Source organism: Enterobacter sp. GER_MD16_1505_Eko_090, assembly GCF_003331015.1.
In the GTDB taxonomy this organism is placed as follows: Bacteria; Pseudomonadota; Gammaproteobacteria; order Enterobacterales; family Enterobacteriaceae; genus Enterobacter; species Enterobacter roggenkampii.
Window position 1 is genome coordinate 137,072 of record NZ_PUQF01000008.1, and the last position, 11,448, is coordinate 148,519.

Below are 11,448 nucleotides of genomic sequence, written 5' to 3' on the forward strand. Positions count from 1 at the left end.
TACATGGGAAGCTCACGGCTTCCCATCACGTTATTTTTCAACCTGCTGAACGTTGATACGCTGTGTCTCGTCCATCATGGCGGCTTTGGCGCGGATGCGGGCTTCAAGCTGGTCGATCATGTCGCTATTATCCAGACGATCTTTTCGAACGCCATCTTCATAGAGACCACTTTTCTTGTTACCGCCGGTCACGCCCAGGGTTGACACCAGGGCTTCACCCGGACCGTTCACCACGCAGCCGATGATGGAGACGTCCATCGGGGTGATAATGTCTTCCAGACGTTGCTCCAGGGCATTCACCGTACCGATCACATCGAACTCCTGACGTGAACAGGTTGGGCAGGCAATGAAGTTGATCCCACGCGCGCGAATACGCAGTGATTTCAGGATATCGAAACCGACCTTGATCTCTTCGACAGGATCCGCCGCCAGCGAGACGCGCAGGGTATCACCGATCCCTTCAGAGAGCAGCAGCCCCAGACCGATCGCGGATTTTACCGAGCCGCTACGCAGGCCGCCCGCTTCGGTGATCCCGAGGTGCAGAGGCTGATCGATCTGCTTTGCCAGCAGGCGATAAGATTCTACGGCCAGGAACACGTCGGACGCTTTTACGCTGACTTTGAACTGATCGAAGTTAAGGCGATCGAGATGATCGACGTGACGCATCGCGGATTCGAGCAGCGCCTGCGGCGTAGGCTCACCGTATTTTTCCTGCAGATCTTTTTCCAGGGAACCGGCGTTAACGCCGATACGGATAGGAATATTTTTATCGCGGGCGCAGTCCACAACCATGCGGATACGCTCTTCGTTACCGATGTTGCCCGGGTTAATACGCAGACAATCGACGCCGTATTCGGCCACTTTCAATGCGATGCGGTAGTCGAAGTGAATATCCGCCACCAGCGGAACGCTGACCTGCTGTTTGATCAGTTTGAACGCCTCAGCGGCATCCATGGTCGGGACGGAGACGCGAACAATGTCCGCGCCTACACGTTCTAATGCTTTGATTTGATTGACCGTCGCTTCCACATCGGTGGTGCGCGTGTTGGTCATCGACTGAACGGCGATAGGTGCCCCATCGCCGATTGGCACATTCCCAACGTAAATCCGTTTCGATTTTCTACGTTGAATCGGAGCCTGGTTATGCATGAAAAATCTCCCGCGTTGCCCGTCTGTTACTGTGCTGCTGATTGTTCGGCATTAACGGTAAGACGTGCAACCTGGTTAGTTCTGATAAAGCGGCTCAGGTCGACAGGTTTTCCTTGATACTGAATCTGTACCGCTGCCGGAGCGCCGATTTTAAGTTTATAGGGAGCCTGGCCTGTTAGGTTTAACGTGCCATCTTTGCGCTGCAGGCCGCTGAACAGTTTTTTACCTGTCGCGTCAGTGACTTCCAGCCAGCAGTCGGCGCTGAAGTTCATTACCAGCGCATTAGGGTCGACTGCTGTGGTCGCCGTACCCGCCGGGCTGGTTGGCAGAGACGCTGCGGTATTGTCTGCAGGCTGAGTAGCTGCAGGCGCGTTCGCCGCCGTATCAACATTTGCCTGAGAAGGGGCAACCACCGCATTTTGATCCTGAGCCTGCGGCGCAGCGGTGTTAGCCGTTGCTGCCGGAGCCTGCGCAGCATTGGTCGCTGTCGCATCTGGCGCTGCGGTCTGTGGCTCGCTGGAAGTCGCTGCACCGTCGGTATTCAGCGGCACGCTCTGGGCGTTATCCGTTCCGGCCTGGTTGAGTTCGGCGGAGGATTGATCGGCCATAGTGGTGATCTCTTCCTGCTGCGCCTTGTGGTTTTGCCACCACCACGCACCGGTCAGACCGACTACCACAAACAACACCAGCCAGGTAAAGCTCATCAGCCAGCCATCACGTTTTTTACGACGTTTCCCCAGGGAGAAGGTCTGCATCGGCGCAACTTTTGCTGCACGGACCGGCGCCTGCTTCTCCATCATTGGCAGTAATTCGTTTTCGGGGATGTGCACCAGTTTTGCGTAAGAGCGGATATAACCGCGCAAGAACGTTGAAGCCAGATCGGCGGGTGCCTTATCTTCTTCAATATCGCGAACCGTGGAAACCTTCAGGCACAAGCGTTCTGCGACGGCTTGCTGGCTGAGTCCGAGTTGTTCACGGGCGTTGCGAAGACGAACGCCAGTGGAGAGTGCTTCATGTTGGTCGTGAGTGGCTTCAGTATTCATTCGCTACAACTACTGGTACGTGAAAAAAAGGGTTCAGGCGCCGGTGAGTCACAATGCCACCCGCACCGCGAAACTTCTGGTCAGTTAACCTTGAACACAGAGTATAAGACTGTCAGCCCGGAGATGACAGTACAGCCCTGCCCGTACGGCTAAACTGTTGTTACGTCGTTACATACTGCCCGAAAGTCGGATGAAACGCACCGTAATTATTGATCAGTCTTCACGAATCTGACTGATTATTCAGTAAGGTTATGTCTCACGGCGCAGATAATGCGCCGTGAGTGCATAATAATCAAACAGCTTTAACCGCGATCGTCTCGCCCTGCATGCGTTTACGCAGGGTACGCTTGGTACGGTCAATAACATCACCAGCCAGCTGTCCACATGCGGCATCAATATCATCACCACGCGTTTTACGCACGATTGTGGTGAAACCATACTCCATCAGCACCTTGGAGAAACGGTCGATACGGCTGTTCGAGCTACGGCCATACGGCGCGCCCGGGAACGGGTTCCACGGGATCAGGTTGATTTTACATGGCGTATCTTTCAGCAGTTCAGCCAGCTGATGCGCATGTTCGGTACCGTCGTTGACGTGGTCCAGCATCACGTACTCGATAGTGACGCGACCCTGGTTGGCGTTGGATTTCTCCAGATAGCGACGTACGGCAGCGAGGAAGGTTTCGATATTGTACTTTTTGTTGATCGGCACAATTTCGTCACGAATTTCATCGTTTGGCGCGTGCAGGGAGATCGCCAGCGCGACGTCAATCATATCGCCGAGCTTGTCCAGCGCAGGCACAACGCCTGAGGTCGACAGCGTGACGCGACGCTTGGACAGACCAAAGCCGAAGTCATCCAGCATGATTTCCATCGCCGGAACGACGTTGGTCAGGTTCAGCAGCGGCTCACCCATCCCCATCATCACCACGTTGGTGATTGGGCGAGTGCCGGTCACTTTTGCCGCGCCTACGATTTTCGCAGCACGCCAGACCTGGCCGATAATTTCTGAAACACGCAGGTTACGGTTAAAGCCTTGCTGCGCGGTTGAGCAGAATTTGCACTCCAGCGCACAGCCCACCTGAGAGGAGACGCACAGCGTCGCGCGGTCTTCTTCCGGAATGTAGACGGTTTCAACGCGCTGATCGCCCACCGCAATCGCCCATTTGATGGTGCCATCTGCGGAGCGCTGCTCTTCCACCACTTCCGGGGCGCGGATTTCAGCCACTTCTTTGAGCTTATTGCGCAGGACCTTGTTGATGTCAGTCATGTCATCAAAATTGTCGCTGCAGTAATGGTACATCCACTTCATGACCTGATCGGCACGAAACGGCTTTTCGCCCATCTCTTTGAAGAACTCGCGCATCTGCTGACGGTTCAGATCCAGCAGGTTGATTTTTCCATTTTTATTGGGAACCGCAGGAATGGCGACTTCGGAGGTATTCACTAATTCAGACATAATATTTACCGGCCTCGTTGTTACACGTTATGGCCCATGGAGGGTTGAATAGAAACGCCCCGGAAAGCGGTCTGCTCGTCCGGGGCGTTGCATTGTACAAAGTCTGGCGCAGGGATGCCACGTCTGGACGCGGCATTTACGAAAATAATGTGTAAACGAAACCGTTAAATTAACGGGTACGTGGACACACTTCGCCTTCAGCGAAGAAGAATGCGATTTCGCGTGCAGCAGATTCAACAGAGTCAGAACCGTGGGTGCCGTTCTCGGTGAAGCTGTCAGCGTAATCAGCGCGCAGAGTTCCTGCCAGCGCGTTGTCCGGGTTGGTTGCGCCCAGCAGGTCGCGGTGACGCTGTACGGCGTTTTCGCCTTCCAGTACGGATACCACGATTGGACCGGAGGTCATGAACTCCACCAGGCCGTCAAAGAATGGGCGACCTTCGTGCTCAGCGTAGAAGCCGCGAGCCTGCTCAACGGTCAGGTGCAGCATTTTGGTACCAACAATTTTGAACCCTGCAGATTCAAAGCGAGCGAAGATGCTGCCAATAACGTTTTTTGCCACCGCGTTTGGTTTGATGATGGAAAAAGTACGTTCAATAGCCATGATAACCTCTGTCAATGTTCTGTTGTTTTGCATACCTGAGTATGGTGTGGCGCGGATTATAAAGAGCTATAGCGCTATTGCCTATGGTTCTGCATAACATTTTTTTAAAATGAGACGAAGATTAGCAACAGTCCGGGTTTCGCATATCGTGTTGATGATGAAAACAGAGCGGACACTGCTTTTCATCAGGCGTAAATGACCAGAAATGACGGCGGCACGTCAGGCAAACGGCTTCATATGCCAGTATGGCCACGTTTTTCGCCGTTCCTTCTCTTTGCGTCACTTTTATCGCCGCATGCTGGCATACCGCTTCGCAGCCGCCGCAACCGGTACAACGTCCGGTTTCGACGATCAGTTCAGCGTTCTCAAACCGAATCGCGTTTTCCGTACAACTCCGCCAGCACGCGCCGCACAATACACACTTTCCGGCGTCGAGAGCTATCTCTGCCTCACTAACCCCAGAAAACGCTCTGCGCAGTTCACGCTGACCGGGCACGACGCTACAGGTCCGGACATCCTCACGGGGAACGTGCATCAGCGCACGGCGGGCGATATTAACCTCGTTGACGGGTAAAAGTTTAAACGCCCATGCCGCTTCACCGCGTCGACGAAGCACAAGATTAAGCCGGGCAATCGCCAGCAGCCAGTCAGGATACTGCTCCACGTCGATACTGATAAAACGAACATGGTGCTGTGCATGCCAGAGCAGCAGCTCATTCACATCCGGCGCACGTTCAGTAAAAGGCCCGACAAGCGTATCGCCACACAAAAAGCGTTGTCGCGGCGTGATGCCGGTGATGGCATCAGTGGGGCAAACAAACAGGCAGTCACCGCATTCAATACAGCGGTTCTCATCAACCGAGATATCTGCGTCCGTAAAAGAAAAAGCCTGCACGGGACAAACGTCTGCGCAGGCACAACAGGAAGCATGGCGAAAACGGCGACGGACGCACGCATGCGTCACGTCCATCGCCGGGCCAAACGTCAATCTGCCCATCAGCCAATACTGAAGAAAACGAAGCGCAGCATCAGCTCACCCGCAATCAGCAAGGCGCTGCCCAGCAGCATTGTGCCTCGCGCCGCTTTTAACCCGCCTGCAGCAAAGCACAGCATACCCACGACAGACACACACCAGCTCAGCAGATGCACGGTGCGCAGTTGTTGCAGCATCTGTAACGGCGCATGAGGGAACGTCACCACGGTGTTGTCCATAGCCGAGATGTCGGCCAGCCAGACGGGCTGCATCACCAGACGCACAAGCACCAGCAGCGTGATAATGACCACCGCCGCACGCAGAGTAGCCCGGGAACGCATCCCAACCGCCATGCAGGCTGAACCAATAATGCCCACCGAGCCGATAAACAGCACCAGCGTGTTGATATGCTGCCACGTCACCACGGACGCATGCATGTAGATCTGCGCCATGCAGAACACATCCACCAGCCCGACAAGGCCCGCCGCCGCCAGAAGCAGCTTCCAGCCTGGCTTTTTGGCGAACATCAGCAGCGTCGCGAGACCCAGCGCCGCCAGGTAAAGGCTGGCAAAGATAATCTCACGGCTCAGCCAGGAGCTGGAGACATGGCGCAGCGCGTTGAGAGCATTGAGCGGATAGCCCATGTGCAGCGCCGAGGCGAGCAATCCGAGGCTTGCGAGCACAAACGCCCCGGCAGCAGGCAGAAGCGCGCTACGCTGCAAAACATGCGCCCCCCCGAACGCCAGCCAGAGCGTCACGCCTACCGAGCCCTGCAGGAACAGCGTAAAAATCAGCAGCGGTAACTCATGCATGGCGTTTGCCCTCTTTCTCTGCACCCTGATGCGCTTTGATCACCAGATTCGGTTTTGTGATGGAAGAATCAGGCAAGCCTTTCACGTCACAGACCGCACCATACTTCGCCCGCAGTTCATCAATCGGCCCGAATTTAATCGCTTCGAGTGGACAGGTTGCCACACAGACGGGCTGCTCCCCCTTCGCCTGGAGATCCACGCAGAAATCGCATTTTGACATTTGCCCGGTCTGCTCGTTGAGCTGTGGCGCGCCGTAGGGGCATGACCACGCACAGTAGCCGCAGCCGACGCACTTATCTGTATCAACGCGCACAATGCCGTCTCCCGGACGCTTGTGCATCGCCGTGGTCGGACAGTTTTTAGTGCAGATGGGGTCTGCACAGTGGTTACAGGAAATAGAGAGCGTGTAAGCAAACACATTGTTGCTGACGCCGCCCTGCCCGGTGGGGATGAAATTCCCGCCGTTGACTTCGTACACGCGACGGAAACGACGTCCGACCTCAAGGTTGTTTTTATCTTTGCATGCCACCTGGCAGGCTTTACACCCTGAGCAGCGTGAAGAGTCGATATAAAAGCCCAGCTGTTTGTCGCTCACCGGCGCGTAGTGTTTAAACTGACTCATGCTTTTGCCACCTCCACCAGCATGGTTTGATGTGAATTCCCTTTCGCAAGCGCGGTAATACGAGCCGAACTGAGCACGTTCGCGCAGCCGCCTTTATCAATGCCCTTCTCATCCGGCTGCCACCAGGCACCTGCCTGCATGGCTACCACGCCAGGAATGATGCGCGGCGTAACCTCCGCCGGGATCTCACAAATGCCGCGTGCGTTATGGATACGCACGGTATCTCCCTGCGCAATGCCGCGCTTCTGCGCGTCCTGAGGGTTAATCCACAGCTTTTGCTGCTGCGCCTCAATCAGCCACGGGTTGGCGTACTGGGTAGAGTTGGCGCGGTTTTTCCCTTTCCAGGTGATCAGCTGCAGCGGGAAGGTTTTCGCCAGTTCGTCTTCCGGCCCTTCGTGGGCAGGCACGTAGTGCGACAGCGCCGGAATTTCCGGGTGCTGCATGTCGTACAGACGCTTCGAGAAGATCTCAATTTTTCCGGACGGCGTCGGGAACGGATGATTTTGCGGGTCGCGAATGTTGTCTTCAAAAGCAACGTACGGCGCGCTTTTGAAGAGATGCTGACGCGTCTTTTGTAACGTCGCGAAGTCCGGCAGGTTTTCATCTGGCATGGAGAGCCGCGTCTGCTCCCAGATGTGCTCAATCCACGCCTTTTCGTCACGCCCTTCGCTGAATGCCGGTTCGACGCCAAGCTTAGCAGCGACCTCCCGCAGCCAGTCGTAGTCTGAACGGCGCTCAAATTCAGGCTCAATCAGCTTTTCGGACAGGATCAGATAGCTTGCAGTACCCCAGGTTTCGCCGATATTCCAGCGTTCCATAAAGCTGGTTTCCGGCAGGAGAAGATCGGCGTATCGGGCGCTCGGCGTCATAAACAGATCGCTCGCGACGATAAACTGGATTTTCGACTCGTCTTCCAGCACGCGGGTTGCCTGATGAAGATCCGGGTTCTGGTTAGCCAGATAATTGCCCGCCAGCGAGAAGAGGATGCGGATATTGCTGTCCAGCTTTTCGGCATCCTTCAGGCCGACTTCCGCCGTTACCTTAGAGGCATCGTCGGCGGCCTGCACCCAGTTCATCACCGATATTTTGGCTTTCACCGGGTTATCCGGCATCTCCGGGCCTGCGGCAAATTTACGGTTAGCACAGCCGCCATAGCCAGCCGCCCAGCCGCCTTTCACCCCAACGTTACCCGTCAGCGTGGCCAGTATCGTCGAGCCGCGCGCGGTGCGCTCGCCGCAGTTATGGCGCTGCGGTCCCCAGCCCTGGATCAGCGCGGCGGGCTTCGTCGTGGCATAATCGCGCGCCAGCTGACGAATGGTTTGCGCAGGCACGTGGGTGATCTTCTCTGCCCACTCAGGCGTTTTCGCCACGCCATCTTTTGCCCCGCTCAGGTAAGCCATCAGGGATTCATTGGCCGGAACGCCTTCCGGCATAGCGTCTTCATCAAAGCCCAGGGTATAGCGCAGAATAAAGTCGCGATCGTGCAAGTTCTCCGTGACGATCACGTACATCATGGCGTCCATCAGGGCGTTATCGGTTGTTGGCAGCAGCGGGATCCACTGGTCAGCAAGGGAGGACACCGTATCTGAATAGCGCGGATCGACAACGATGAAGCGGGTGCCGTTTTGCTTCATCTTCTGGAAGAAGTAGTTGCTGTGACCAAAAATCGTTTCCGTCGGGTTATGTCCCCAGAGGATGACCAGTTTGGTGTCCAGTAACGTGTCCAGCGAGCTGCCGCTGGCGGCGGTACCGTAGGTATAGGGCGTTGCCGCTGCGGTGTTGCCCATACTGACCGAGTGATAGCTTTCGAGATAGCCACCCGTTAAATTAAGCAGACGACGAACCATTTTATCGCCGGAGAACGTTCCTCCCGAAACTGCGGTGCCAACATGCACATAGCGCGAAGCAGCACCGTATTTTTGCGTAATGGTTTTTAATTGATTCGCAATAAGCGTTGTAGCTTCATCCCAGGTAATACGTTCGAATTTTCCTTCGCCACGTTTACCCACGCGTTTCATTGGATATTTAAGCCGATCGGGATGATAAACAAATTTCCGATACGCGCGTCCGCGAACGCAGGCGCGCATCACCGGCATTTGAAGATCCAGTTCATTATCCGGACGCGTAGAGATGCGTGTGACCACGCCGTCGCTGACGTGCGCCCGAATATCGCATTTCCCGCCACAGTCAAAGGTGCTGCAGGTTTGAATGACTTTTTCTTCGGGTTCGTTCACTGCCGCAGGCATTGTCGCCGCCTGCGCTTTTCCGCCTTTTACCACAAACGGCAGAGCGGCAAGCGCGGACCCGGCCTGAATAAAGTGACGCCGGGAGAGAGCGGGATTAAGACTCTCTCTCAGTTTCTTATTTTTTTTCATTGCTCGTTCCTTCAAATAAAAACGCATTCTCGTTTTTTTGCAGAACCGAACATTGATAATTATCAAGCTAACCCTTCTGGATTATTTTAATAAGCCATTTCGAAATTCACCGTCGCTATTTGGCCGGTTTCATCCATTACCATTAATTGATATTCACCCGGCAAATATAATTTCAGCGAATATTTATATTCATGTCCCTCTAAAGGCTCGCCATTTAAAAACCACCATCGCTGCCCTTCTCCACCGCTGGTTGAGAGAGAAAGCGTTATAGTTGTCTCACCCGGAAGACGCTTGATGACGGCCCCCTCTCTGACCCCTGACAGCATAAGCGGCGCGATATTGCTGTTATCCAGAGGCGGGCAAACTGTTGATGCTGCCGGGAGACGCGCCGCTCTTTTTTCCGCAGCGGGCAGCCACGGCTCCAGCGGCAGCGGCCAGACATCCAGGACTTTTTCAGTAGCATCCGGGCAATCTGCGGCCACGCGTTTGCCGGTTTTATCCAGCCAGACCGGGAAACGAATGCCGCGTATGCCCTCCTGTTCAGGGAGAAGCAGCGTGGGCGGTTCACTCCCTTCCAGCAGCCAGGTCGACAGGCGACGTCGACAGTTTTCACTGCCTTCCGGTAGCGACTGGCCGCCCGGCCAGCAGATCACGCCCCGCCCGACGCTCTCCGGACGCGGATCGCGCGGCAGGCGGGCTTCGTCTACCGTTGAACGCGACTGAAGCAGATTATTGACCTGGTTTAACAGCGGAACCGCGCTGGCAAACCCAAACTGTCCCGCCACGGGCGTGCCGTCCGGTCGTCCGGTCCAGATGCCTATCACATAACGGGCATTCAGACCGATGGCCCAGGCATCACGGTACCCGTAGCTGGTGCCGGTTTTCCACGCCAGCGGCGCAATCTGTGGCAGCGCATTATCCGGCAGCGGCTGCGCTTCATTGGCCAGAATACGGCGAATAATCCACGCCGAGCCTGGCGATAACAGCGGGCGTTCAGTCAGCGGATCGCCCGGCTGTAACCGCAGCCTTCCCGCCTTACCGTGTCGGGCAAAGGCGCTATAGGCCGCAGCGATATCTGCCAGCCGCGCGCCCGCCCCGCCGAGGATCAGAGACAGATTCGGCTGCGCCCCCGCAGGCAAGATCAGCGGCAAGCCTGCGTTGCTCAGCATCCCGGCAAATCGTTTTGGTCCGTAGGCTTCCAGCACCTGAACGGCCGGCAGGTTGAGGGAGCGGACCAGCGCTTCACTCATGCTGACCGGCCCATGGAACCCGCTGTCAAAATTCCCGGGACGATAATCACCGGTTTTTCTTGGCACATCCTGAAGCAGCGAGGCGGGATGGATCAGGCCATCATCCAGCGCCATGCCGTAGATAAAGGGTTTTAACACCGATCCCGGGGATCGGATCGCATTGACCATATCCACATGGCTAAAACGCGTGTCATCGTTGATATCCACCGATCCAACCCAACCGCGCACTTTCATATCGGTATGATCGACCACGATCATCGCCAGCGAGCTGCGGGCCGGCAGACGCGATTTCCAGTTCATCGCCAGCTCTTCCAGCTGCCGCTGCAGTCCGGCATCCAGCGTGGTGACAATTTTCGTGTCGCGACTTTTGCCGAGCATCATCCGAGCAAAGAGCGGCGCCAGCTGCGGCATCTGCCGGGGCGCCAGCCATACTGATTCTTCACGGGACTCTTTGACCTGCTTTGCGGACCAGACGCCCTGCGTCGCCATGCGGTCGAGCACTTTATTGCGCGCCGCTTCGGCCCGTTCAGGCCAGCGGTCCGGGCGTAATCGACTCGGCGCCTGCGGCAGCACCGCCAGCAGCGCCGCGTCGGAATAGCTGAGCTGCGACGGCGGCTTGCCCAGATACGTCCAGCTTGCCGCTCCCACGCCCTGCAGCGTACCGCCAAAGGGGGAGCGATTGAGATAGAGCGTCAGGATTTCGCGTTTGGAAAGATGCCACTCCAGCTGCATGGCACGCCAGAGCTGGCGAATTTTGCCGCCAAAGGTGCGCGGATGCGGGTCCAGCAGTCGCGCGACCTGCATGGTGAGCGTGCTTCCGCCAGAGATGACTTTCCCGGAACTGAGATCCTGCCAGGCGGCGCGCAGGACAGAGAGCGGGTTTACGCCGGGGTGATCCCAGAACCAGCGATCTTCGTACTGGATCAGCGCCTCAAGATAACGGGGAGAGACCTCTTCGATCGTCACCGGATAGCGCCAGATCCCGTCGCTATCGGCAAAACGCCAGAGCGGCGTGCCCTTCTCATCCACCACCACCCGGGCAGGGTTAACCTCTTTCAGCGGCAACGGCCACAGGCGGTCGGCAGCGATAATCAGCCCCCCTAAAACGAGAAGCGCTCCCGCCAGCCACAGCCAGCGGGAGCGTGTCAGACGTGCCATTCGCAT

The 11,448-nt window shown here is 56.4% G+C and carries 9 protein-coding genes; all 9 read right to left on the reverse strand.

The genetic code is table 11. The features are described from left to right. Positions 1-30: 30 nt before the first annotated feature. A complete protein-coding gene (gene ispG, locus C6A40_RS11300; protein ID WP_008502138.1) occupies positions 31-1,149 on the reverse strand; it encodes a flavodoxin-dependent (E)-4-hydroxy-3-methylbut-2-enyl-diphosphate synthase in 1,119 nt (372 codons plus the stop codon). Between the two features lie 26 nt (positions 1,150-1,175). Next, on the reverse strand, positions 1,176-2,192 hold the full coding sequence (rodZ, locus tag C6A40_RS11305) for a cytoskeleton protein RodZ (protein WP_045335330.1): 1,017 nt from the start codon (positions 2,190-2,192) through the stop codon (positions 1,176-1,178). A gap of 292 nt (positions 2,193-2,484) precedes the next feature. After that, positions 2,485-3,651 (reverse strand): bifunctional tRNA (adenosine(37)-C2)-methyltransferase TrmG/ribosomal RNA large subunit methyltransferase RlmN, encoded by a 1,167-nt coding sequence (locus C6A40_RS11310; protein ID WP_014171168.1) that lies wholly within the window; start codon positions 3,649-3,651, stop codon positions 2,485-2,487. 169 nt (positions 3,652-3,820) lie between these two features. Further along, positions 3,821-4,252, reverse strand: a complete 432-nt coding sequence (gene ndk, locus C6A40_RS11315; RefSeq protein WP_003860625.1) for a nucleoside-diphosphate kinase — start codon at positions 4,250-4,252, stop codon at positions 3,821-3,823. Between the two features lie 121 nt (positions 4,253-4,373). Next, entirely contained in the window at positions 4,374-5,249 is an 876-nt protein-coding gene (locus C6A40_RS11320) for a 4Fe-4S binding protein (RefSeq protein WP_045335332.1), read from the reverse strand. Then, complete coding sequence (locus C6A40_RS11325; protein ID WP_039266850.1) at positions 5,249-6,037, reverse strand: dimethyl sulfoxide reductase anchor subunit family protein; 789 nt, start codon at positions 6,035-6,037, stop codon at positions 5,249-5,251. Before C6A40_RS11325 ends, C6A40_RS11320 begins: the two co-directional genes overlap by 1 nt. Further along, complete coding sequence (locus C6A40_RS11330; RefSeq protein WP_003860631.1) at positions 6,030-6,659, reverse strand: DMSO/selenate family reductase complex B subunit; 630 nt, start codon at positions 6,657-6,659, stop codon at positions 6,030-6,032. Before C6A40_RS11330 ends, C6A40_RS11325 begins: the two co-directional genes overlap by 8 nt. Continuing rightward, a complete protein-coding gene (locus C6A40_RS11335) occupies positions 6,656-9,034 on the reverse strand; it encodes a DMSO/selenate family reductase complex A subunit (RefSeq protein WP_045335333.1) in 2,379 nt (792 codons plus the stop codon). Before C6A40_RS11335 ends, C6A40_RS11330 begins: the two co-directional genes overlap by 4 nt. An 86-nt stretch (positions 9,035-9,120) precedes the next feature. Then, positions 9,121-11,448 (reverse strand): peptidoglycan glycosyltransferase PbpC, encoded by a 2,328-nt coding sequence (gene pbpC, locus C6A40_RS11340; RefSeq protein WP_045335334.1) that lies wholly within the window; start codon positions 11,446-11,448, stop codon positions 9,121-9,123.

What these genes read in the sequence shown, in the direction of transcription:
- ispG (WP_008502138.1), bottom strand. Translation starts at nt 1,149, where the DNA reads ATGCATAACCAGGCTCCGATTCAACGTAGAAAATCGAAACGGATTTAC.
- rodZ (WP_045335330.1), bottom strand. Translation starts at nt 2,192, where the DNA reads ATGAATACTGAAGCCACTCACGACCAACATGAAGCACTCTCCACTGGC.
- C6A40_RS11310 (WP_014171168.1), bottom strand. Translation starts at nt 3,651, where the DNA reads ATGTCTGAATTAGTGAATACCTCCGAAGTCGCCATTCCTGCGGTTCCC.
- ndk (WP_003860625.1), bottom strand. Translation starts at nt 4,252, where the DNA reads ATGGCTATTGAACGTACTTTTTCCATCATCAAACCAAACGCGGTGGCA.
- C6A40_RS11320 (WP_045335332.1), bottom strand. Translation starts at nt 5,249, where the DNA reads ATGGGCAGATTGACGTTTGGCCCGGCGATGGACGTGACGCATGCGTGC.
- C6A40_RS11325 (WP_039266850.1), bottom strand. Translation starts at nt 6,037, where the DNA reads ATGCATGAGTTACCGCTGCTGATTTTTACGCTGTTCCTGCAGGGCTCG.
- C6A40_RS11330 (WP_003860631.1), bottom strand. Translation starts at nt 6,659, where the DNA reads ATGAGTCAGTTTAAACACTACGCGCCGGTGAGCGACAAACAGCTGGGC.
- C6A40_RS11335 (WP_045335333.1), bottom strand. Translation starts at nt 9,034, where the DNA reads ATGAAAAAAAATAAGAAACTGAGAGAGAGTCTTAATCCCGCTCTCTCC.
- pbpC (WP_045335334.1), bottom strand. Translation starts at nt 11,448, where the DNA reads ATGCGAATGGCACGTCTGACACGCTCCCGCTGGCTGTGGCTGGCGGGA.